19 protein-coding genes are annotated in these 23,352 nt (G+C 73.0%); 8 read left to right on the top strand and 11 right to left on the bottom strand.

The annotated features are described in order from the left end of the window. Nucleotides 1-7 precede the first annotated feature (7 nt). A complete protein-coding gene (locus QSK45_RS27015) occupies nt 8-376 on the bottom strand; it encodes a hypothetical protein (protein WP_285561346.1) in 369 nt (122 codons plus the stop codon). 142 nt (nt 377-518) lie between these two features. On the opposite strand from QSK45_RS27015, the gene QSK45_RS27010 reads away from it, so the two are divergent. The 6 genes from QSK45_RS27010 (at nt 519) to QSK45_RS26985 (ending at nt 9,294) form a co-directional block, all read left to right on the top strand. After that, complete coding sequence (locus tag QSK45_RS27010; RefSeq protein WP_285561344.1) at nt 519-1,442, top strand: serine hydrolase; 924 nt, start codon at nt 519-521, stop codon at nt 1,440-1,442. A 103-nt stretch (nt 1,443-1,545) separates the two neighbouring features. Further along, entirely contained in the window at nt 1,546-2,583 is a 1,038-nt protein-coding gene (locus QSK45_RS27005) for an esterase-like activity of phytase family protein (protein WP_285561342.1), read from the top strand. Nucleotides 2,584-2,666: 83 nt separating this feature from the next. After that, a complete protein-coding gene (locus QSK45_RS27000) occupies nt 2,667-6,437 on the top strand; it encodes an ABC transporter ATP-binding protein (RefSeq protein ID WP_285561340.1) in 3,771 nt (1,256 codons plus the stop codon). A 137-nt stretch (nt 6,438-6,574) separates the two neighbouring features. Continuing rightward, nucleotides 6,575-6,964: a hypothetical protein gene (locus tag QSK45_RS26995; RefSeq protein ID WP_285561500.1), complete on the top strand. Its 390-nt coding sequence runs from the start codon at nt 6,575-6,577 to the stop codon at nt 6,962-6,964. 119 nt (nt 6,965-7,083) lie between these two features. Beyond that, nucleotides 7,084-8,952, top strand: coding sequence for a glycoside hydrolase family 3 protein (locus tag QSK45_RS26990; RefSeq protein ID WP_490993623.1), 1,869 nt, complete (start codon nt 7,084-7,086; stop codon nt 8,950-8,952). A 135-nt stretch (nt 8,953-9,087) separates the two neighbouring features. Beyond that, on the top strand, nt 9,088-9,294 hold the full coding sequence (locus tag QSK45_RS26985) for a hypothetical protein (RefSeq protein WP_285561338.1): 207 nt from the start codon (nt 9,088-9,090) through the stop codon (nt 9,292-9,294). Between the two features lie 65 nt (nt 9,295-9,359). Here the strand turns inward: QSK45_RS26985 and QSK45_RS26980 are convergent, their stop codons facing one another. From QSK45_RS26980 to QSK45_RS26965, 4 genes are all read right to left on the bottom strand, one after another. Then, nucleotides 9,360-10,154, bottom strand: a complete 795-nt coding sequence (locus QSK45_RS26980) for a sugar phosphate isomerase/epimerase family protein (protein WP_285561336.1) — start codon at nt 10,152-10,154, stop codon at nt 9,360-9,362. An 18-nt stretch (nt 10,155-10,172) separates the two neighbouring features. Further along, nucleotides 10,173-11,105 carry a bifunctional helix-turn-helix transcriptional regulator/GNAT family N-acetyltransferase gene (locus tag QSK45_RS26975; RefSeq protein ID WP_285561334.1) on the bottom strand — a complete coding sequence of 311 codons (933 nt, stop codon included), beginning with the start codon at nt 11,103-11,105 and terminating at the stop codon, nt 10,173-10,175. Between the two features lie 126 nt (nt 11,106-11,231). Next, the gene (locus QSK45_RS26970; protein WP_285561333.1) at nt 11,232-12,281 is read right to left on the bottom strand and encodes a LacI family DNA-binding transcriptional regulator; all 1,050 of its coding nucleotides are present in this window, start codon (nt 12,279-12,281) and stop codon (nt 11,232-11,234) included. Nucleotides 12,282-12,475: 194 nt separating this feature from the next. After that, entirely contained in the window at nt 12,476-13,693 is a 1,218-nt protein-coding gene (locus tag QSK45_RS26965) for an esterase/lipase family protein (RefSeq protein ID WP_285561331.1), read from the bottom strand. 821 nt (nt 13,694-14,514) lie between these two features. On the opposite strand from QSK45_RS26965, the gene QSK45_RS26960 reads away from it, so the two are divergent. Next, nucleotides 14,515-14,886: a YciI family protein gene (locus tag QSK45_RS26960; RefSeq protein WP_285561329.1), complete on the top strand. Its 372-nt coding sequence runs from the start codon at nt 14,515-14,517 to the stop codon at nt 14,884-14,886. Then, entirely contained in the window at nt 14,883-16,154 is a 1,272-nt protein-coding gene (locus tag QSK45_RS26955) for an RNA polymerase sigma factor (protein WP_285561327.1), read from the top strand. The genes QSK45_RS26960 and QSK45_RS26955 overlap by 4 nt, the downstream gene beginning before the upstream one ends. On the opposite strand, the gene QSK45_RS26950 is transcribed toward QSK45_RS26955, so the two are convergent. From QSK45_RS26950 to QSK45_RS26925, 6 genes are all read right to left on the bottom strand, one after another. Next, entirely contained in the window at nt 16,096-16,905 is an 810-nt protein-coding gene (locus tag QSK45_RS26950; protein WP_285561326.1) for a hypothetical protein, read from the bottom strand. The genes QSK45_RS26955 and QSK45_RS26950 overlap by 59 nt on opposite strands. A 190-nt stretch (nt 16,906-17,095) precedes the next feature. Beyond that, nucleotides 17,096-17,476: a D-ribose pyranase gene (rbsD, locus tag QSK45_RS26945; RefSeq protein ID WP_285561323.1), complete on the bottom strand. Its 381-nt coding sequence runs from the start codon at nt 17,474-17,476 to the stop codon at nt 17,096-17,098. Further along, nucleotides 17,473-18,399, bottom strand: a complete 927-nt coding sequence (locus tag QSK45_RS26940; protein ID WP_285561321.1) for a ribokinase — start codon at nt 18,397-18,399, stop codon at nt 17,473-17,475. The genes rbsD and QSK45_RS26940 overlap by 4 nt, the downstream gene beginning before the upstream one ends. A 114-nt stretch (nt 18,400-18,513) precedes the next feature. Beyond that, nucleotides 18,514-20,463 carry an ABC transporter permease/substrate-binding protein gene (locus tag QSK45_RS26935; RefSeq protein WP_285561319.1) on the bottom strand — a complete coding sequence of 650 codons (1,950 nt, stop codon included), beginning with the start codon at nt 20,461-20,463 and terminating at the stop codon, nt 18,514-18,516. Next, on the bottom strand, nt 20,453-21,997 hold the full coding sequence (locus QSK45_RS26930; RefSeq protein WP_285561315.1) for a sugar ABC transporter ATP-binding protein: 1,545 nt from the start codon (nt 21,995-21,997) through the stop codon (nt 20,453-20,455). Before QSK45_RS26930 ends, QSK45_RS26935 begins: the two co-directional genes overlap by 11 nt. Next, the gene (locus tag QSK45_RS26925) at nt 21,994-23,106 is read right to left on the bottom strand and encodes a LacI family DNA-binding transcriptional regulator (RefSeq protein WP_285561314.1); all 1,113 of its coding nucleotides are present in this window, start codon (nt 23,104-23,106) and stop codon (nt 21,994-21,996) included. Before QSK45_RS26925 ends, QSK45_RS26930 begins: the two co-directional genes overlap by 4 nt. Nucleotides 23,107-23,352 lie beyond the last annotated feature (246 nt).

The raw sequence follows: 23,352 nt of genomic DNA, 5'->3' as shown, positions 1-23,352 counted from the left end.
CGGGCGGTCAGAGCGGGAGGTCCGGGAACTTCTCCCGGAACAGTGCCATTTGGTCCTCGTACCCCGCCTTGTGCTCCACCAGCCCCTTCTCCGTCATGGGTCCCGTGACGGCCGGGCCCGTGTCCAGGAAGTCCGGGATGCGGCGGAACGCCTCGGCCGCCGCGGCCCAATGGGCGCCGGTGCGGGACCTGGTGAGGAGGTCGTACGGCGCGGGTTTGAGGGCGAGGCGGTCTATGCGGCCCTGGGGGTGGTCCTTGGGGGAGTGGTCGTCCGGGGTGGCCGGTGTCGTGTCCGTGCCCGCCGCGAGGCGCAGGACGGCGAGGGCGGCGAAGAGGCGGCCCGACCTGGTGTAGGGGGATTCGTTCTGCTCCGGCATGGACGAAGCATTGCCAGCCGTTGGTCAGTTGGAACACTCGCCTTGAGAACATGTGTGCAACTTCCGACCATCCCTGCGAGTCAAAGGGCCGTAAGTGCCCGCAAGGGGTGCGTTCACACGTCGTTCCCAGGGGGACCCCTCCATGACCCACCGCTTCAGCCGGCGCGCCAAGGCGTCGGCGGCGGCGCTCGGTGCCGCGTTGCTCATACCCACCTTCGCGGCGGCCGCCCCGGCCGCCGCGACCACGCCCGCCGTCAGCTGCACGTCGGGCAAGGCCGGCCTCGCCGCCAAGCTGACGAAGGACATCACCGCGGCGCTCGCCAACCGCAAGGGCACCGTCGCCGTCGGCCTGTACGACCGTTCCACCAAGACCACCTGCACCCTGCGCGCCACCACCGCCTACGACTCGGCCAGCACCGTCAAGGTCACCGTGCTCGCCACGCTGCTGTGGGACGCCAAGAAGCACAACCGGTATCTGACCAGCACCGAGACGTCGCTCGCCACGGCCATGATCACCAAGTCGGACAACGACGCCACCAGCAAGCTGTGGAAGCAGCTGGGCCTCACGAAGATCAAGGGCTTCCTGGCCGCCGCCGGCATGACCAGGACTGTGCCGGGCACGGATGGTTACTGGGGCCTGACCCAGGAGAACGTCACCGACGAGCAGAAGCTGCTCCAGCTGGTCACCGCCAAGAACAGCGTGCTCAGTGACAGTTCCCGTGCCTACATCCTGAAGCTGATGGGCCAGGTCGTCTCCTCCCAGCGCTGGGGCACCCCCGCCGGCGCCCCCTCCACCGTCTCCGTGCACGTCAAGAACGGCTGGCTGCAGCGCTCCACGCACGGCTGGCGCGTGCACAGCCTCGGCACCTTCAACGGCGGCGGCCACGACTACATGATGTCCGTGCTGACCCAGGACAACAGCACCATGGACTACGGCGTCACCACCATCCAGAACGTCGCCAAGGTCATCCACAGGGACCTCGTGCCGACCACCGCCACGACGGCGCTCTACGTCCCCACCAGCAAGCCGAGCGAGGCCTTCGTCGCCACGCCCGCCGACCGGTAGGGACGGTCCGGCCGCCACCGCGATCCGACCCCCTCGACGGTTCGGCGCGAAGCCAACGCAAAGCCCCCCGCGCGTCGTTGACTCACCGCTAACGTGATCGACCATGCGCCTGAGACATGTCATCGCCACCGTCACGGCCGGCCTGGCGGCCGCCACCACGCTGACCGCCGCCGGGCCCGCCGCCGCCCGGCCCGCCGACTCCCCGGCGGACCACGCCTGTTCGTCCACCGTCTCCCTCAGCCGTTTCTCCGACGCGCTCGACAAGACGACGTACGACGGCACCTTCGTGGGCAACTTCTCCGCCCTCGCCGTCGACCGCGACGGCTCGCTCGCCGCCCTGGAGGACCGGTCCTCCCTCTTCGACCTGGACGCGAGGACCCTCGCGCCCCGGTCCGCCGTCCACCTCGCCGACGAGACGGGCGCCGACCTGGACTCCGAGGGACTCGCCATCGACCGCGACGGGACCCGGCTCATCACCTCCGAGGTCGAGCCGTCCGTGCGCCGCTACTCCCGCGACGGCGAGATCCTCGACCGGCTCCCCGTGCCGCCCTCCCTCCTCGTCGCCCCCGCGGGCCGCGCCACCCGCAACCAGACCTTCGAGGGCCTGACCCTGCTGCCCGGCGGCCACACCCTCCTCGCGTCCATGGAGGACCCGATCGCGGGCGACGCCGCCGACCTCGTCCGCTTCCAGACCTGGACCCGGACCGAGGGCGACCACTTCCGGCTCGCCGCCCAGTACGCCTACCGCGTCGACACCGGACTCGGCGTCCCGGAGGTGCAGGCCACGCCCGACGGCCGGCTCCTCGTCCTGGAGCGCGGCTTCACCCCCGGCGTCGGCAACACGGTCCGCCTCTACCTGGCCGACCCGCGCCACGCCACCGACACCAGCGGCATCGAGAACCTCACCGGGCAGCCCGCTGTCCGCGTGATCAGGAAGACGCTCCTCGCCGACATCGCGGCCTGCCCCTCCCTCGGCGCCACCGCCAAGCAGCCCCAGCCCAACCCCCTCCTCGACAACATCGAGGGCATGACCGTCACCGGCCGTGACCACACCGGACGCCTGAAGGTCCTCCTGGTCAGCGACGACAACCAGAACCCGGTCCAGACGACCCGGTTCTACTACCTGCGGGTACGCGTCTGACGACCGTTTGTTGCGGAGGGATGAAATCCGCTCCCGCCCGCGTTGGTGCCTTCCGGAAAAGTACGACGAACGGGAGGCACCGCGTGGAACCACAACGGGCATGGGCACGACGACTCGCGGGCTACGCCTGGCGCTACCCCAAGGACGTCCTCCTCGCCCTCGGCTCCTCGCTCGCCGGCATGGCCGTCACCGCCGTCGTCCCCCTGATCACCAAGGTGATCATCGATGACGTGATCGGCGCCCACACCCGCTCCATGACCCCCTGGGCCGGCGCCCTCGTCGCCGCCGCCCTGCTCGTCTACGGCCTCACCTACATCCGCCGCTTCTACGGCGGCCGACTCGCCCTCGACGTCCAGCACGACCTGCGGACGGAGATGTACGACACGATCACCCGCCTCGACGGCCGCCGCCAGGACGAGCTGTCGACGGGGCAGGTCGTGGGCCGCGCCACCAGCGACCTCCAGCTGATCCAGGGCCTGCTCTTCATGCTTCCGATGACCATCGGGAACGTCCTGCTCTTCCTGGTCTCCCTGGTGATCATGGCGTGGCTGTCGCTGCCGCTGACCCTCGTCGCCCTCGCCGTCGCCCCCGCGCTCGGCTGGATCGCCCGGCGCAGCCGCAGCAGGCTGCACCCGGCCACCTGGTACGCCCAGGCCCAGGCCGCCGCCGTCGCGGGCGTGGTCGACGGCGCGGTGAGCGGCGTGCGCGTGGTCAAGGGCTTCGGGCAGGAGGCGCAGGAGACCGGCAAGCTGCGCGCGGTCGGCCGCAAGCTGTTCGCCGGCCGGCTCCGCACCATCCGCCTGAACAGCAGGTACACCCCCGCCCTCCAGGCCGTCCCGGCGCTCGGCCAGGTCGCCATGCTGGCCCTCGGCGGCTGGCTCGCGGTGCGCGGCCACATCACGCTGGGCACCTTCGTCGCCTTCTCCACCTACCTCGCCCAGCTGGTCGGCCCGGTCCGCATGCTCGCCATGGTCCTCACCGTCGGTCAGCAGGCTCGCGCCGGCACCGAGCGCGTCCTGGAACTGATCGACACCGAGCCGACCATGCGGGACGGCACCAGGGAGCTGCCCGCGGACGCGCCCGCGACCGTCGAGTTCGACGACGTGTCCTTCGGGTACGACAGCGACGCCAAGGTCCTGGACGGGCTCAGCTTCGAGATACGCCAGGGCGAGACGCTGGCCGTCGTCGGCTCCTCCGGCTCCGGCAAGTCCACCCTCTCCCTGCTGCTGCCGCGCTTCTACGACGTCACCCACGGCGCCGTCCTGATCGGCGGCCACGACGTCCGCGAGCTGACCCTCTCCTCGCTGCGCGCCGCGATCGGACTGGTCCCGGAGGACTCCTTCCTCTTCTCCGACACGGTCCGCGCCAACATCGCCTACGGCCGCCCGGACGCCACCCAGGAGGAGATCGAGGCCGCCGCCCGCGCCGCCCAGGCCGACCGCTTCATCCGGGAACTGCCCGAGGGCTACGACACCAAGGTCGGCGAGCACGGCCTCACCCTCTCCGGCGGCCAGCGCCAGCGCGTCGCGCTCGCCCGCGCCCTGCTCACCGACCCCCGCCTGCTGGTTCTGGACGACGCCACCTCCGCCGTGGACGCCCGGGTCGAGCACGAGATCCACGAGGCCCTCAAGCAGGTCATGCGGGGCCGTACGACCCTGCTGATCGCCCACCGCCGCTCCACCCTGAACCTCGCCGACCGCATCGCCGTGCTCGACCGCGGCCGGCTCGCCGACCTCGGCACCCACGAGGAGCTCCAGCGGCGCTGCGCCCTCTACCGCCGGCTGCTGACCGACCCGGACGAGCTGGGCGGCGTCTCCCCGGGCCACGCGCTGCCGGACGAGCCGGTCGAGGACGACAGCCTGCGCGAGGAGCTGGACGCCGAGTACGACGCCGAGCGCGGCGTCACCCCCCGGCTGTGGACCGGCGACCGCGCGCCCAGGGACATGGCGCTGTCCGGCAGCCCGGCCACCCCCGAACTCCTCGCCAAGGTGGACGCGCTGCCCCCGGCCACCGACACCCCCGGCGTCGACGAGGAGCAGGCGGTGCGGCCCGAGGACTCCTACGGCCTGCGCCGCCTGCTGCGCGGCTTCGGCCTGCCCCTGCTGGTCAGTCTGCTCCTGGTCGCGGTGGACGCGGGCGCGAGCCTGGTGCTGCCGGTGCTGATCCGGCACGGCATCGACGCGGGCGTCACCAAGCTGGCGATCGGCGCCGTCTGGTCGGCCTCGCTGCTCGCCCTGCTGGTGGTGCTGGTGCAGTGGGCCGCGCAGATCGGCGAGACCCGGATGACCGGCCGTACCGGCGAACGCGTCCTCTACACGCTCCGGCTGAAGATCTTCGCGCACCTCCAGCGGCTCGGCCTCGACTACTACGAGCGCGAGCTGACCGGCCGGATCATGACCCGGATGACCACCGACGTCGACGCGTTGAGCACCTTCCTCCAGACCGGCCTGGTCACCGCGTTCGTGTCGGTCGTCACCTTCTTCGGCATCATGGTCGTCCTGCTGGTGATCGACGTCCAGCTCGCCCTCGTCGTCTTCACCACGCTGCCCCCGCTGATCGTCGCCACCTTCTTCTTCCGCCGGGCGAGCGTGAAGGCGTACGAACTCGCCCGCGAGCGCGTCTCGGCGGTCAACGCGGACCTCCAGGAGTCGGTGTCCGGGCTGCGGATCGTGCAGGCGTTCCGGCGCGAGCGGGACGGCGGGCGGCGGTTCGCCGAGCGCAGCGACGGCTACCGCGCCGCCCGGCTGCGCGGCCAGTGGCTGATCTCGATCTACTTCCCCTTCGTCCAGCTGCTGTCCTCCGCCGCCGCGGCCGCCGTGCTGATCGCGGGCGCGGGCCGGGTGGAGTCCGCCACCCTCACCACCGGTGCCCTGGTCGCCTACCTCCTCTACATCGACCTCTTCTTCGCCCCCGTCCAGCAGCTGTCCCAGGTCTTCGACGGCTACCAGCAGGCCACCGTCTCGCTCGGCCGCATCCAGGAACTGCTGCGCGAGCCCACGTCCACCGCGGCGGCCGAACAGCCGCGGGACGTACGGTCGCTGCGCGGCGAGATCGCCTTCGAGCACGTGCACTTCGCGTACGGCGACGGCGAAGAGGCCCTCGCCGACGTGGAGCTGACGATCCCCGCGGGGCAGACGGTCGCCTTCGTCGGCGAGACCGGTGCCGGGAAGTCCACGCTGGTCAAGCTGGTGGCCCGGTTCTACGACCCCACCGCCGGGCGGGTCACGGTCGACGGCACCGATCTGCGCGACCTCGACCTCACCGCGTACCGGCACCGGCTCGGTGTCGTCCCGCAGGAGGCGTACCTCTTCCCCGGCACCGTCCGCGACGCCATCGCCTACGGCCGCCCCGACGCCACCGACGCCGAGGTGGAGGCGGCCGCGCGGGCGGTCGGCGCGCACGAGATGATCGCCACCCTCGACGGCGGCTACCTCCACGAGGTCGCCGAGCGCGGCCGCAACCTCTCCGCGGGCCAGCGCCAGCTCATCGCGCTCGCCCGCGCCGAGCTGGTCGACCCCGACATCCTGCTCCTGGACGAGGCCACGGCCGCGCTCGACCTCGCCACCGAGGCCCAGGTCAACCAGGCGACCGACCGGCTGGCGGGCCGTCGTACGGCCGGCCCCTCGCCCGACCACCACCCCTCGGGGAGCGCGTACGCGCGCACCACTTTGGTGGTCGCCCACCGGCTGACCACGGCCGCCCGTGCGGACCGGGTGGTGGTCATGGACCACGGGCGGGTCGCCGAGGACGGCACGCACGAGGAACTGCTGGCCCTGGGCGGCCGGTACGCCGAGCTGTGGCGGACCTTCGCCGGGCGCTCCGAACCGGAGGAGCCGGTGGGCGCGGTCCGCTGAGCGGCCGGGTCCCCCCGACGGGTGCGCGCCGGGTCGCGTCGCTGACGACCGTGCAACCATCCGTCACACCCCCGCGTCCGTACATCCGTACGGCCGCCGGGGGACGGCCCGGCCGCGTTCTCGGGGAGGACATGCACGTGGACAGTGGTGCGATACGCCGGCGTCTCTCGCTCGGCCCGGTCCTGCTGGCCGCCGCCGGACTGCTGGCCTTCGCGGCCGCGGGCACCGCGCAGGCCACGCCCAGCGGCTGCGCGGGGACCCAGGTCAGAAGCCTCTCCTTCGCCTCCGGCGTCACCCGCGTCTACCGGCGTGGCGACTACGTCTGCGCCATGACCCTCGCCCGTCGGCCCGGCCCCGTCCGCGCGATGTCGGTCAGCGTCCAGGCCCGCGGCAGCCGCCCGGCCGAGGACGCCGGCCGCTACACCCGCCAGGCCGGGCCGGTGACCGTGCACGCCGGTCACCGCTGTGTGTGGATCCGCGGCTCGGTGGGCCGCGGCACCGTCAGCTCCGGCTGGATCCTCTGCTGAACGACCGGCTCCACCGACACGCCGGCCTCTGTGCGCTCCCTTGACGGAAAGAAACTTCCCGGATATTGGTGACTCCTTGGAAGTTTCCTTCAGCAGTTCTCCTCTGGGAAGGAGCGCACGTGCCCGACACCAGCACGGGAAGCGACACCAGCAAGAGAGACACGGGAAACACGGCGGGCGGGGAGGGCGGCACCCGGTTGTCCCGCCGTACGGTCCTCGCCGCCGGCGCCGGCCTCACCGCCGCGCTGACCGTCCCCGCCACCGCCCGCGCCGCCGCCGCGGACGAGCGCCGCCTCAAGGCGCTGATCTCCGGGATGTCGCTGGAGGAGAAGGTCGGCCAGCTCTTCGTGATGCGGGTCTACGGCGCCTCCGCCACCGCTCCCGACCAGGCCGACATCGACGCCAACCTCGGCGAGCTGGGCGTGCGTACCGCGGCCGAGCTGATCGCGAAGTACCGGGTCGGCGGGATCATCTACTTCACCTGGGCCCACAACACCCGCAACCCGCACCAGATCGCGGACCTGTCCAACGGCATCCAGAGGGCGTCCCTGGAGCAGCCGCGCGGGCTGCCGATGCTGATCGCCACCGACCAGGAGCACGGCGCGGTGTGCCGGGTGGGCGAGCCCGCCACGCTCTTCCCGGGCGCCATGGCGATCGGCGCGGGCGGCTCGGCGGCCGACGCCCGCACCCTCGGCCGCATCTCGGGCGCCGAACTGCGCGCCCTCGGCATCAACCAGGACTACTCGCCCGACGCCGACGTGAACGTCAACCCGGCCAACCCGGTCATCGGCGTGCGCTCCTTCGGCGCCGACCCGGCGGCCGTCGCGGAGCTGGTCGCGGCCGAGGTGAAGGGCTACCAGTCCTCCCGGGTCGCCGCCACGGCCAAGCACTTCCCGGGGCACGGCGACACCGCCGTCGACAGCCACTACGGCTTCCCGGTCATCACGCACAGCCGTGAGCTGTGGGAGAAGCTGGACGCGGTGCCGTTCCGGTCGGCCATCGCGGCGGGCATCGACTCGATCATGACCGCGCACATCCAGTTCCCGGCCCTGGACGACTCCGGCGACCCGGCCACCCTGTCCGAGCCGATCCTCACCGGCATCCTGCGCGGCGAACTCGGTTACGACGGCGTGGTGATCACCGACTCGCTCGGCATGGAGGGCGTGCGCACCAAGTACGGCGACGACCGGGTGCCGGTGCTCGCGCTCAAGGCCGGCGTGGACCAGCTGCTCAACCCGCCGTCCATCGACACGGCCTGGCACGCGGTGCTGAAGGCCGTCCAGGACGGCGAGCTGACCGAGGCCCGTCTCGACGAATCGATCCTGCGCATCCTGCGGATGAAGTCCCGGCTCGGCCTCTTCGGCGAGCCGTACGTGGACCGGGCGGGCGTGGACCGGGTGGTGGGCACCAGGTCCCACCTGGCCACGGCCGACCGCATCGCCGAGCGCACCACCACCCTGCTGGTCAACGAGGACGCGACGCTTCCCCTCGACCGCCGCAGGCAGCCCCGCCTCCTCGTCGTCGGCGCGGACCCGGCCTCCCCGTCCGGCACCACTGGCCCGCCGACGGGCGTACTGGCCGCCGCCCTCACGGAGGCGGGCTTCACGGCCACCGCGCTGTCGACCGGTACGAGCCCCTCCGCCGCGACCGTCGACAAGGCGGTCGCCGCCGCGCGGGACGCCGACGCGGTGGTGGTCGCCACCTACAACGTGACGGCGGGCAGCTCCCAACGCACCTTGGTGGAAAGGCTGTCGGCCACCGGCAAGCCGGTGGTGGCGCTCGCCGTGCGCAACCCGTACGACGTGGCCCAACTCCCCTCGGTCCGGGCCTGCCTGGCGTCGTACTGCTGGACCGACGTCGAACTCCGCGCCGCCGCACGGGTGATCGCGGGCCGGGTCAGCCCCCGCGGCAGGCTGCCGGTGCCGGTGCAGCGGGCCGACGACCCGACGCGGGTCCTGTACCCGATCGGGCACGGCCTGACGTACTAGCCCGGCTCCCTCCGGGACGCTGGAACCGCGAGCCCGGCGGGGCGGTGCCGGCCGCGGCCGGCACCGCCCCCGGCGAGGAATCGGGGGCGGACCGGGGCGGCGGGGGAGGAGCCCGCGGACCTCACCGTGGACAAGGTGTGGGACGTAGACGGCCACCGCTACCCGGACGGCTCCCAGCCCGCCGGACTCGGCGCCCTGCTGACTCCCACCGGGCCGCACCAGCACCCGACCGTCACCAACACCGTGACGTGCGCCCCGCCGGACGGCGACCACCACGGTGGATACGGCGACGGGCACGACGGCTCGGGCGGCAGGCGGGGTTCAGGCGGCGGGGGCCGCTGAGCCCCCGCCGGCACCGGGTGCGCGGGCCGGGCGGACGCCCGGCCCGCGCGGCTCGCCGGACCGGCTCACGCCGCCTCGCCGAGCAGCCGTACGAGGTGGTCGCGGCCCGCGGCGAGCAGGCCGGGCAGCGGGGCGGCCTGCTCGTACCACCGCTTCTCGTACTCCCAGCACAGCCAGCCGTCCCAGCCGTCGCGGCAGAGCACGTCCACGCACTCGGTGAGCGGCAGCACGCCCGCGCCGAGCGGCAGCGGGGTGGTGTCCTCGGCCGACGTGATGTCCTTGACCTGCACGTATCCCAGGTGCGGGGCGAGCGCCGCATACGTCTGCGCGGGCTGCTCGCCGCCCAGCCAGGTGTGCATCACGTCCCACAGCGCCCCCACCTGCCGGTGTCCCACCGGACCCAGCACCCGGATGACGTCGGCGCCGGTGCGGTGCGAGTCATGGGTCTCCAGCAGGATGCGCACCCCGAGCGCGGCCGCGTCCTCGGCGGCGGTGCCGAGCCGCCGGGCCGCGATGGCGTCGGCCTCCTCGCGGTCGGCCCGACCGCCGGGGAAGACGCGGACGAAAGGCGCCTCCAGATCATGGGCGAGCTGGAGCAGCGCCCGCAGCTCGGCGAGCACGGCGGAGTCGTCCCCGGGCGCGGCGACCCGCGCGTACCCGGCGAGACACAGCGGCTCGACGCCGGCGCTCCGGAACAGGGCGGCGGTCTCGGCGCGTTCGGCGGGGGAGAGGCCGGGGTGGACCGGTTCCTCGGGGTGGGCGCGCAGTTCGACACCGTGGTAGCCGTGCGCGGACGCGAGCGCCAGGACGTCCGGGACGGGCAGGCCGGGGACACCGAGGGTGGAGAACGCCAGCTTCATGCACAACGACCCTACTCGTCACCCGCCCGCTTCGCGCAGCGCCAGCCGCCAGTCCTGGCCGACCAGATCCTTGCCGAAGGAGTGGTGCGGCCGCTCGCCGACGAGCACGAAGCCGTGCCGCCGGTACAGCCGGCGGGCGCTGCTCAGCACGTCGTTGGTCCACAGCACCAGCTCGCGGTACCCGGCCTCGCGCGCGAAGTCGACCACCGCGCCCACCAGCCGGTCCCCGACGCCCCGCCCCCGTGCCCCGGGCTCCACGAGCAGCAGCCGCAGCCGCGCGGCGCCGGGCGCGTCGTCCCGTACGCACATCACACAGCCCACCGGGCGGCCGTCCGCCTCGGCGATCCACACCCGTTCCGTCCGGGGGTCGTGCTCCTGCGCGAAATCCGCGACGATCCGCGCGACGAGCCCCTCGTACTCCGCGTCCCACCCGTACTCGGCGGCGTACAGGACGGCGTTGCGCTGCACGATCCACCCCAGCTCACCGGTCCGGGGCTGCCGCAGGACGATGTCCTCGGCCCCCTCGCGGCGCCCGTCCCCGAGGACGTCCCGGATGGTCCCCATGGCCTCCACCAGCCGGGCCCGGTCCCCCGGGGCCACGCCCCCGAGCAGCGCCCCGACGGAGTCCCGCGCCCGCTCGTCGAGCATCGCGGCGGCCTCGCGCCCGCTCGCGGTGAGCGTGATCCGCCGCCGCCGCGTGTCCCGCTCCGACACGCCGCGCTCGACGAGCCCCGCGGCCTCGAACCTGTTCAGGATCCGGCTCAGATACCCGGCGTCGAGCCCCAGGGAGGTCCGCAGATCCGCCGCGTCCAGGTGCGGGGCGTGCGCCAGCTCGTACAGCACCCGGGACTCGGTGAGCGTGTAGGGGGCGTAGAGGTGCCGGCCGTAGTCGAGGGCGCCGATGACGCCCGTGTAGAAGCGGTTGAACGCGCGAACGTCCTGGACGGTCATGATCGCCCCCGGAGAAGTCTGACTCCGTCAGAGATGCCGACACGTCGAGGCTAGTCCGGCCGGGGTGCCGCGTCCAGCGGGGCCCGCGGTCTCCGGGGGCCGGGACTCAGGGCCTTGGGCCGTGCCTCACGAGGCCCGCGGCGCCCCCGTCGACCCCCGCACCACCAGTTCGCCCCCGATCTCGCCGACCCCGCCGGCCGGTGCCTCCTCCCGGCCCATGGCGATCCGGCCGGCCCGTGCGCCCGCTTCGGCGAGCGGTATGCGAACCGTCGTGAGCCCGGGTACCACGTCGAGGCTGAACGGGAGGTCGTCGAACCCGGTGACCGACACGTCCTCCGGTATCCGCAGCCCGAGGTCCCGTACCGCCGCGCACACCCCCACCGCGACGGAGTCGTTCGCGGCGACCACCGCCGTCAGCGAGGGGTCCCGGCGCAGCAACTCGCTCGCGCCCTCGTACCCCGAGCGCCGGTCGAACCGCCCGTACACGGTCCACCGCGGGTCCTCCTCGACGCCCGCCGCGGCCAGCGCGGCGCGATGCCCCGCCAGCCGGTGCCGTGTCGTGGTCCGCTCCGGGGGCCCGGCGACGCAGCCGAGCCGCCGGTGCCCGAGTCCGAGCAGATGCCCGGTCGCCGCACGGGCGCCTCCGCGGTTGTCGAAGGTGAGCGCGACCGCCCCGGTGTCCGGCACCGGCGGCCGCCCGCACAGGACGACCCGCGTTCCGGTCTCGCCCAGCTTGCGCAGTTTCGCCGCGACCGCCGCCGCGTGCGGCGCGTCCACGACCGCCCCGCCGGTCAGGACGACCGCCGCCGCCCGCTGCCGTTGCAGCAGTGTCAGGTACTTCAGCTCCCGCTCCGGCGAGCCGCCCGTGTTGCAGACGACCGCCAGCCGTTCGCCCCCCGCCCGGCCCCCGGCGCCCCCGATCTCCGCCTGGATGGCGCTCGCCGTGATCCCGAAGAAGGGGTCGGCGATGTCGTTGACGAGGATGCCGACCAGGTCGGAGGTGGCGGCGGCGAGCGCGCTGGCGGGGCCGTTGAGGACGTAGTCCAGCTCGTCCACCGCGCGCAGGACGCGCTCGCGGGTCGGCGCGGCCACCGGGTAGTTGCCGTTCAGCACGCGCGACACCGTCGCGGGGGAGACCTGGGCGCGCGCGGCCACGTCCGCCAGGGTCACGGTCATCTCGTCGTCCTCCAGTCGCGCATCTCGCCGTCAGGGCTGGTAGACGGCCAGGGCGCGACCTTGGTTCCGGCGGCCCGTCCCGCGCCGGCCCGGACGCGGCCTCGTGCGGGACCACCGGCCGGCGGCCGGGGTGACCGGGCGCCGAGGAGACGGCGGCGCGCTCTTCGGAGCACGCCGCCTGGGGACGGGCCGGGTCAGTAGGCGAGGCGGTCGACCAGCCAGCCGCCCAGTTCCCCGGTGACGGCGGTGTGCGTGGTGGTCGTGGACGAGCAGAGGAAGTCGTCCAGGTCGCTCTCGTCCGGCGGGAGTCCGTCCACGTTCACGTAGAGGTCCTCCTGCCGGCCGATGTCGCGGACCGACACGGCGCTGACCGTGGGCACGAAGCAGATGTCCGGGTGCCGCAGGTCCACCGTGCCGCCCGCCTTCTCCAGCGCGTCGGCGAGGATCCGGTACGTGTGGAGCGTGCCGCCGGGCGCGCCGTCGACCTCCGGGAAGCCGTTGGTCGTGATCGTCTTCTCCGCCTTCGGGAAGCGCCGGTTGAGGTAGGCGGCGGTCACGTCGTCGCCCTGGGCCTGGGTGTAGAAGGTGGTGCCGGGGTAGATCCGCTCGACGCGCAGCGCGGTCTCACCGGGCCGTACCTCGGGCAGGCCCACGCCGTCGCCGCGTCCGTTGGCGACGCCGAGCAGGCGCGGGATGCGGGGCCAGCCGCCCAACCGCGCCAGCTCGTCCAGCAGTTGCCGACGTTCCGGGGCCACACCGATCTTGCCGGTGTCCTTGTCGTAGTGCTGCCACAGCATCTGGCGGGCGGCCGGGCTGTCCATCTGCCGGGCGAAGGCGTTGCCCGGGAACGGGATGAAGTACGAGAACGCCTGGACGCCGACGGGGATGGTGGCGCCGCGGTGCGGGGTGTCGAAGGAGAAGTACGTGCCCGTCTGGTGGTCGATCCGCTGTGACTCCAGCTCGGCGAGCGCGTACCGGGTGACGAGGCCGCCCATGCTGAACCCGCCGACGACCAGCCGCTCCCCGCCCAGCTTCTCGGCGTCGGCGCGCAGGATCGCCGCCGTGGCCGCGCGGGCGTTGGTCTGGATGGCGGCGGTGCGCTCGTTGTAACCGAGCAGGATGACGTCCCGGCCGCGGCGGCGCAGCTCGCTGATGAAGGGGTAGTCGCTCTCCAGGAACTGGTAGAGCTTGTCGAGTTCGCTCCGGCCGAGACTGAAGCCGTCGGAGATGATCACGGGCCGGACGAGTCCGGGATTCCCCTGGCCGTGGAAGACCCACGCGAAGCCTTCGGGCAGGCTCCACTCGTTGTCCCGGGGTGGCACGTCGACCGGGTTGTGCACCCGCTGGTCGAGCGGATCGCCGAGCGTCAGTCCGGCGAGTTCCGGCTCGGAGGCGTCCTGTTGAGGCGACATGGTTGTGCTCCTGGTGTCGTCGCGAAGGGCAAGACACCGTCATGGTGGGGCCGCGCTCAGGTCGTGCCGGGCGTGTCGGTTCGCGGGTTCATCCCATGGGGTGGAACGCGCCGGGGGGTTGTTTGGCCTCCCGGCACGTGCGTGCAGCCCTCGACGGCGCCGGCGAAGGCCGTCCGGCCGTCCGCGGAGGAGAGCAGTGCCGGGCCGGAGCGGTCCCGTACGCGTTCCCGTCGTCGCCGCCGCGACGAGGAGGAGCCGACCGGCGGGGAACGGCACCAGCCGGTCCACCGACTCATCGGGTCCGCGAACGGTGAACCGAGCGGCCGTCGTGCTCCCTTGACCGGATGATCACGGCACCGCCCGGCCTCCGCCCCGCCGCGCTCGCGCCGGCGCCCGGTGCCGCCCGACGGCCTGCTCCGGCGGCCAGGACAGCGCGGACCCACCGGACGGACCACGCGAGCCATCGTCTCTTCCGGGCCACCGGCCGTCCGGGCAGGGGCAGCCTGGAAGCCGTCCGGCGGTTCGCCGACGGGGACGTCCCCGGCCTCGCCGCCCTGGACACCGAGGCCGGGGACGCGAGACCCGCGGCCCGCCGTGGATCGAGGCGTACGGCAGGGCGGCGGTCCGCGACGAGGTGACCGCCGTGTCCCCCACTTCACCGGCCCCGCCGCGCCCAGGAGACCGCGGTGCGGAGCGTCGAGCACGACACGTGGGGGATCGTGCTGGAAGATCCGTCGCCGCGGGACGTCAAGAAGTCCGGCGCGGCTCCGACTACAGGGTGAAGGGCCCCGCGGGGGCCCGTGAACCACGAGGAGTACGACATGCGGTTCCTGATCGGCCTGCACATCAACCCCGCCGTGCTGGACGCGCTGACCGCCGACGAGAAGACGGCGGTCCAGGAGGGGCACGGCGCGTTCGTCGAGGCGCTGAAGGAGTCCGGCGAGCTGGTCACCACGCAGGCGCTGGCCGACCCGTCGCAGTCCGCCGTCGTCACCGTGCGCGGCGGCAGGACGTTCGTCACCGACGGGCCCTTCCTGGAGGCCAAGGAGCACCTGGGCGGCTTCTACCTGGTCGACTGCGAGGACCGGGCGCGGGCGATCGAGCTGGCCGCGCGCATCCCGGACGCCGGGATCGAGGGCCTGGGGGTCGAGGTGCGCCAGGTGATGTTCTCCTGCGGACAATTGGAGGCATGAGCGCACCGAACCCGGCACCGCGCATCGAGGACCTGCTGCGCGACCTCGCGCCGCGGGTCCTCGGCGCGCTCGTCCGCCGGCACGGCCGGTTCGAGGACTGCGAGGACGCCGTACAGGAAGCCGTGCTCGCCGCCACCACGCAGTGGCCGGCCGAGGGCGTGCCGGACAGCCCGCGCGGCTGGCTGACCACCGTCGCCTCGCGCCGCCTGGCCGACCAGGCGCGCAGCGACCTCGCCCGCCGGGAGCGAGAGGCCGCGTGCGCCGCCGAGGTCGCCCCCGGCGAGGTGCCGGACGCCGACGACACCCTGCTCCTGCTGTTCCTGTGCTGCCATCCGGCGCTGACCCCGGCCTCCCAGACCGCCCTCACCCTGCGGGCCGTCGGCGGACTGACCACCGCGGAGACCGCCCGCGCCTTCCTGGTGCCGGAGGCCACGATGGCGGCCCGGGTCAGCCGGGCCAAGCAGCGGGTCAGGGCGGCGGGCGGCACGTTCACCGTGCCGGACGGCGCGCTGCTCCGGGAGCGGCTGCCGGTCGTCCTGCACGTGCTCTACCTGATCTTCAACGAGGGCTACACCGCCTCGTCGGGCGACCGCCTCGACCGCCCCGACCTCGCCCGCGAGGCCGTCCGGCTCACCCGGGCCGTGCACGCCCGGCTCCCCGAGGACGGCGAGGTCACCGGCCTGCTCGCGCTGATGCTGCTGACCGACGCCCGCCGTGCGGCGCGTACCACCGCGTCCGGCGACCTGGTGCCGCTGGCGGAGCAGGACCGTACGACCTGGGACCGCGACCTGATCGAGGAGGGAACCGGACTCGTCAGCACGGCGCTCGCCGGACCGTCCCTCGGCCCCTACCTGCTCCAGGCCGCCATCGCCGCCACGCACGCGGACGCCGCCGAGGCCGAGGAGACCGACTGGGCCCAGGTGCACGCCCTCTACCTCGTCCTCGAACGCATCGCGCCCAACCCCATGGTGACCCTCAACCGCGCCATCGCCCTCGCCGAGACCGACGGCCCCGGGGCCGGGCTCGCCCTCCTCGCCACCCTGGACGACGACACCCGCATGGCCCGGCACCACCGGCTGCTGTCCGTCCGGGCCCACCTGCTGGAGAAGACCGGCGACACGGAGGGCGCGTACGACCACTACCGCCGCGCCGCCAAGGCCACCGCGAGCCTTGCCGAGCAGCGGTATCTGGAGGCGCGGGCCGCCCGGCTCAGCGGGAGGAACCCCGGCGGTACGCCAGGCCCCGCACGAACAGGACGACGAAGGTGATCGCGGCGACGGCGCACACCATCATGCCGATGGCCAGCAGGGCGATTCCCGTCCCGCTGATGCCCGGTACATCGGTCACCGTGGTCATGTGGGCGGTGGTCTGTTCCCTGCGTTCATGGTCCGGATGGTCCGCGATGTAGAGGACCTGCCCCACGATCGCCAGCACACAGACCGCCGCCCCGGCCAGAAGCCAACCGCCCGCCCTGGCCCACCGGGGAACCCGCGGGCGCAGGGCGACGTGCGGGCACCGTGTCAGCAGCGCGCGCCCGAGGTCCGCGGCGTGCCCGGCGAGTCCGTCCGTCCGCAGCCGGCGGCCGTCGTCGAAGCCGATGTCGATGCGGTAGCCGTTGCCGAGCCGGGTCGCGATGGCGTTCACGGCGTCGCCCTCGACGTGCAGGGTGGTGACCTGGTCCCAGGTCCAGCCGGCGGCCCCCCGCCGTGACCCGTGGACCAGGCCACGCTCCCGCACCTCGAAGTACTCCCCGGGCTCGCCGCGCAGCGCCCGTAGGACCTGTGTCACCGCGACGCCCACGGCGCCCAGCGAGAGGCCGAGCAGCAGGCCGATCGCCCGGTTGCTGCCGGGGGACCCCTCGCCGGCGGCGGATAAGCCCCAGATCCCCAGCGCGCCCGAGGGCACGGCGATGAGCAGGGCCCAGGCGGCGTTCACCCACCGCTTGCGGTGGTCGACCCGATGCAGGCTGATCACCGGTCCGAGCTGGTCGGAGGCGCTCGCTCCCTCGATGGCAGTCACCGGACAAGTCAAACACCGGCGTACCGGATCTCTCAATGCCCTTTCGGGGAAGGGTCGTTGGAGTGCTGCGGCCGCCACGCGTCCCGGTGGGTCCGGGTGGGCGGCGCAGGTCGGCGCATGCCGTGGAAGCTCACGACACGGCCGATCACTCTTCGCACGGGCGTCCACCGCTCGACCACGCTTCACCGCGCTAGAAGAACACCCCGCACCGCAGCAGCACATTGGCGTACGGGCTCGCCTCGCCGGTGCGGACGATCAGCCGCGCACCCGCGGACAACTCCTTGAGCCGCTCGTGCGGTACGAGGTCCACCCGACCGAACTGCCGTTCCAGCAGGTCCAGATGAGGACCGCGCAACTCCTCCGCGGCCGTGGCCCCCTCGATCACCAGCTCGTCCAGCAGACCGGCGAAGACCTCCGCGAAGGACGGCACTCCGGCACGGAAGGCGAGGTCCACCACGCGCGGCCCGGCCGGGATCGGCATGCCCGCGTCGCACACCAGGACCTCGTCCCCGTGCCCCAACTCGGCCAGCGCCCCCGCCAGATGGCGGTTCAGGATGCCCGACCTCTTCACAGCCGTCCGACCTCCTCGGCCGTCGGGTACGACTCCTGCGCACCCGGCTTCGTCACGGCCGCCGCGCCGACACGGGCCGCGTACGCCGCCGCCTCCGCGAGGTCCGCCCCCGCGCCCAGCCTCCAGGCCAGGGCGGCCGTGAAGGCGTCGCCCGCGCCGGTGGTGTCCACCGCGTCGACCTTCACCGACGCCACCCGGGTCGCGCCCGAGCCGTCGTACACCAGGGCGCCCCGCGCGCCGAGCGTGACCACGACCGAGCGCGGGCCCATGGCCAGCAGCCCGCGCGCCCAGTCCTCGGGGTCCTCGCCGATCCCGCTCCCGGTGCGGGTGTCGCTGTCGCTGCCGCCGAGGATCACCCGCGCCTCGTGCTCGTTCACGATCAGCGGATCGCAGGCGGCCAGTACCTCGGCGGGCAGCGGGCGCGGCGGGGAGGGGTTGAGGACGAAGCGGGTGCCGGAGGGCAGGTTCCGTACCACCTCCACGACCGTCTCCAGCGGGATCTCCAGCTGGGCGGAGACCACGCGGGAGGAGCGCAGCAGGCCCCCCGCCGCCCGGACGTCCGCCGGGGTGAGGCGGGCGTTCGCGCCCGGCGACACCACGATGCTGTTGTCCCCGGACGGATCGACGGTGATCAGCGCGACCCCGGTCGGCGCCCCGCCCGTCAGCACGCCCGCGGGGTCGACCCCGGCCGAGCACAGGGAGTCGAGCAGCAGCCGGCCGTGGCCGTCGTCGCCGACACGCGCCAGCAGGGCCGTACGGGCCCCGAGCCGGGCCGCGGCGACCGCCTGGTTGGCGCCCTTGCCGCCGGGGTGCGTGGACAGGTCGCCGCCGAGCACCGTCTCGCCGGCGGCCGGCCGCCGCTCGACACCGATCACCAGGTCGGCGTTGGCCGAACCCACGACCAACAGGTCGTAGTCGTACATCAGTTGACTCCCATGAAACCCATGAACCCGAGGAACGAACCGGGGCGGACGGCCGCCCTCCATGGTGCCTCCATGGTGTACGACCGTCCGCCCGGGTCCCCTTCGCCTTCTTCGTCAGCCGTTGAACCCGGCCACGTTGTCCTTCGTGACCACCTTCACCGGCACCTTGACCACCTGTTCGACCTTCTTGCCCTGGGCCGCCTTGAGCGCGTTGTCCACGGCGATCCGCCCGAGCTGGGTCGGCTGCTGGGCGACCGAGGCGTACAGCGTGCCCGTCTTGACCGCGTTCAGGCCGTCCGGGGTGCCGTCGAACCCGACCACCGGCACCGACGTACCGGCCTTGGAACCCAGCGCCTTGATCGCGCCGAGGGCCATCTCGTCGTTGGCGGCGATGACGCCCTGCACGTCCGGGTGGGCCTGGAGCAGGTTCGACATCACGTCGAGGCCCTTGGTCCGGTCGAAGTCGGCGGGCTGCTGCGCGACCACCTCGATGCCCGGGTACGCCTTCAGGCCGTCGGCGAAGCCCTGCGCCCGCTCACGCGCCGCCGAGGTGCCCGCCTGACCCTGGAGGATCACGATCTTGCCCTTGCCGCCCAGCTTCTCGGCGATCGTCTTCGCCGCCAGCTCACCGCCGGCGATGTTGTCCGAGGCCACCAGGGCGTCCACATCGGCCTTGTTGACGCCGCGGTCGACCGCGATGACCGGGATCCCCGCCTTGTCGGCGGCCTTGACCGAGTTGCTCGCCGCGTCCGAGTCCACCGGGTTGACGATGATCGCGTCCAGGCCCGAACTGGTGAAGTTCTGGAGCTGGTTGGCCTGCTGCGAGGCGTCGTTCTGCGCGTCGGTGACCGTCAGGTCCACGCCCAGCTTCTTCGCCTCGGCCTGCGCGCCGGAGCGGATCTGCACGAAGAACGGGTTGTTGAGGGTCGACAGCGACAGGCCCATCTTCGGCTCGGCCGAGGACGAGGAGCCGCTGTGCAGGAAGGAGGTCGCACCGACGATCGCCACGGTCACCACGGCCGCGAGCCCGTACGTCGCCGCCTGCTTGCCCTTGTTGCCGCCGCCACCGGTGGTCACCGGGGTGGCACCCGCCTTGCGGCGCACCGTGTCGAGCAGTACCGCCAGCGCGATGACGACACCGATGACGACCTGCTGCCAGAACGCGGAGACGTTCAGCAGGTTGAGGCCGTTGCGCAGCACCGCGAGGATCAGCGCGCCGACCAGGGTGCCGGACGCCTTGCCGGTGCCGCCCGCGAGCGAGGCACCGCCGATGACGACGGCCGCGATGGCGTCCAGTTCGTAGCCGTCGGCGGCCTGCGGCTGCGCGGAGGAGAGCCGGGAGGCCAGCACGATGCCCGCCACGGCCGCGAACACACCGGACAGGGCGTAGATCGCGAGCTTCTGCTTCCTGACCCGCAGGCCCGACAGGCGCGCCGCCTCCTCGTTGCCGCCGATCGCGTACATCGAGCGGCCGATGTAGGTGCGGCCGAGCACGAACGCGGCCAGCAGGCCCATCACGACCATGACCAGGACCGGCACCGGCAGCCAGTCGCCGAGCGTGTCGCCGAGGTGCGACACCGAGTCCGGGAACGGGATCGGCACACCACCGGAGATCACCAGCGACAGACCGCGCCCCACCGACAGCATGGCGAGCGTCGCGATGAACGGGGGCAGCTTGCCGTAGGCGATGAGGAAACCGTTCACCAGACCGGCCGCGACGCCCGTGGCGACCGCGAGGACGACGGCCAGCGCGACCGGCACCCCGTGCTGGGTGGCGCTCCACGCCAGCACCGTCGCCGACAGCGCGGCCACCGAGCCCACGGACAGGTCGATGCCCGCCGCCACGATCACGAAGGTGACACCGAAGGCCAGGATGGCCGTCACGGCCGCCTGGACGCCGATGTTGAGCAGGTTGTCCGTCGTCAGGAAGTCGCCGGACAGCGCCGACAGGGCGATGACCAGGACGATCAGCGCGGTCAGCGCGCCGTTGTCGAGCAGCAGCCGGCGCAGGCCGCCCGGGGCGCCACTCGCTCCCGTCGTGCTCTTGAGCGTGTCAGTGGCCACGGGTGGCCTCCTTCGCGGTGTTGTCGGTGGTGGGGTTCTCGCTGGTGGGGCTGGAAACGGCGAGTGCCATCACGGCGTCCTGGGTGGCCTCGTCGGCCGCGAGTTCTCCGGCGATCCGGCCCTGGGCCATCACCAGCACCCGGTCGCTCATGCCGAGCACCTCGGGCAGATCGCTGGAGATCATCAGCACGGCGGCGCCGGCGGCCGTCAGCTCGTTGATCAGCTGGTAGATCTCGACCTTGGCGCCGACGTCGATGCCGCGCGTCGGCTCGTCCAGGATCAGCACCCGGGTGTCGGCCAGCAGCCACTTGCCGATGACGACCTTCTGCTGGTTGCCGCCCGACAACGTGCGCACGTGCTGGCCGAGCCCGGCCATCCGCACGCCCAGCTGACCGGCGATCCTCTCGGCCGCGACATGCTGCGCCCTGCGGTCGACCAGTCCGGCGCGGGTCGCCGCGCGCATGGTCACGAGCCCCAGGTTCTCCTCGACCGAGGCGTCCAGCAGGAGGCCCTGGCCCTTGCGGTCCTCGGGGACGAGCCCGATCCCGGCCGCCATCGCGGCGTTCACGTCGGAGCGCCGCAGCGCGTCGCCGCCGACCTTCACGGTCCCCTCGTCGTAGGGGTCCGCGCCGAACACGGCCCGCACGACCTCGGTGCGCCCGGCGCCGACCAGACCGGCGATGCCGACGACCTCGCCCGCGTGCACCTCGAAGCTCACGTCGTGGAAGACGCCGTCGCGGGTCAGCCCCTCGACACTGAGCAACGCGGCGCCCCGGTCCGGGCGTCGGCGCGGGTACTGCTGCTCGATGGAGCGTCCGACCATGAGCCGCACCAGCTCGTCCTCGGCGGTGGAGGCGGGCACCTGCCCGACACTCCTGCCGTCCCGGATGACGGTGACGCGATCCCCCAGGGCGGCGATCTCGTCGAGGTGATGGGTGATGAAGACGATGCCCACCCCGTCCTCGCGCAGCTGCCGCACGATGGCGAAGAGCTTCTCGACCTCCTCCGAGGTCAGCACGGCGGTCGGCTCGTCCATGACGAGCACCCGCGCGTCCAGGCTCAGCGCCTTGGCGATCTCCACCATCTGGAGCCGGGCGATGCCCAGTTCACGCACCCGGGCACGCGGTGAGACCCGCACACCGACCCGCTCCAGGAGCTCGGCGGCCTCGGCCTCCATCCGCTTGCGGTCGATCATCCCGAACCGGCGCGGCTGCCGGCCGAGGAAGATGTTCTCGGCGACGGTCAGGTCCGGCACCAGGTTGAACTCCTGGTAGATGGTGGCGATCCCGAGCCGCTCGGAGTCCTGCGCACCGTGGATGCGCACCTCCCGGCCGCCGACGAGGATGCGCCCGGCGTCGGGCGTGTAGGCGCCGGAAAGCATCTTGATGAGCGTGCTCTTGCCGGCGCCGTTCTCACCGAGCAGCACATGCACCTCGCCCCGGCGCAGGTCGAAGTCGACACCGTCGAGCGCGACCACGCCGGGAAAGGTCTTGCGTATGCCCTCGATGCGCAGCAACTCGTCCGGGTTGCTCACGTCGTGCTCCTTTGCACTGGGGGGAGGGGCGGGGTGGGGGATGCGGGCACGGGGACGACCCGGGTCTGCTCCGGGATCCCACCGTCCTGACCGGCTTCACCGGCTTCACCGGTCTGGCCGGCCTCGCCGCAGGAGCGGCGCACGACGAGCCGGGCGGTGAGGGTGACGGACGCGGTCGGCCGTCCCTCGATCCGGTCGACCAGGGCGCGTACGGCGGCCCGGCCCAGCTCGCCGGTGGGCTGGGCGATCGCGGTGACCGGGGGATCGGTGTGCACGAACCACGGGATGTCGTCGAACGCGGCCAGCGCGATGTCGTCCGGCACCCGCAGCCCGCGCGCGCGGATGGCGTCCAGGGCGCCGAGCGCCATCAGGTTGTCGGCCGCGAAGACGGCGTCCGGCGGTTCGGGAAGATCGAGGAAACCCTCGGTGACGCGGCGCCCGCTGGCGGCCTGGAAGTCGCCCTGGCCGATGTAGACGTCGGGGAGGGGGAGTCCGTAGGAGGCCAGCGCGGCGCGGAACGCCTCGACGCGCTCGCTGCCGGTGGTGGTCGCGGCGGGTCCGGCGATGATCGCGACCCGCCGGTGCCCGAGGCGGTACAGGTGGGAGACGAGGTCCTGTACGGCGGTCCGGCCGTCGGCGCGTACGACGGGGACGTCGACGCCGGGGATCCAGCGGTCCACGAACACCATGGGGGTACCGGCGCGGGCGGCGTCCAGCATCAGCGGCGACCCGCCGTCGGTCGGGGACACCAGCAGCCCGTCGATCCGCCGGTCGAGCAGGTTCCGTACGTGATGGTCCTGCAGATCGGGCCGCTCGTCGGCGTTCCCGATGATCACGCTGTATCCGCACGAACGGGCCTCCTCCTCCACGGAGCGGGCCAGCTCGGTGAAGTAGGGGTTCAGCACGTCGCTGATGACGAGGCCGAGGGTGTGGGTCTGATCGGTCCGCAGCGAACGCGCCACGGCGTTCGGCCGGTACCCGAGCGACTCCACGGCGGCCAGCACCCGGGCACGGGTCTCCGCACTCACGGACGGATGCGCGTTCAGCACCCGCGAGACCGTCGCGACGGACACGCCCGCCACGGCGGCGACATCCTTGATGCTCGCCACCTCCGGCCCACCTCCTTGTGAACTCGTGACGCTTGGAATCGATTACATCGAGACGCGAGAAATGATTGGAATCGATTACACGGGCGGTGGCAAGGGGGTTTGAGGTGGCCGAAACGCAATCGTGACCTGGCGCGAATGTGTCGGCTGGGGTGGGGGGGGGGTGCCCCTGGTGATCGGCGATCAGCGTGCGGCGACCACCAGGGGGCGCAGCCGGCGGGGGCGGGGTGCGAGCGGTGGCTGGACGGA

The sequence above is a fragment of the Streptomyces hygroscopicus subsp. hygroscopicus genome (assembly GCF_030269125.1).
Taxonomy (GTDB): Bacteria; Actinomycetota; Actinomycetes; order Streptomycetales; family Streptomycetaceae; genus Streptomyces; species Streptomyces hygroscopicus_C.
The sequence above is the reverse complement of the archived record's forward strand: the minus strand, read 5'-3'. Positions and strand labels throughout refer to the sequence as shown.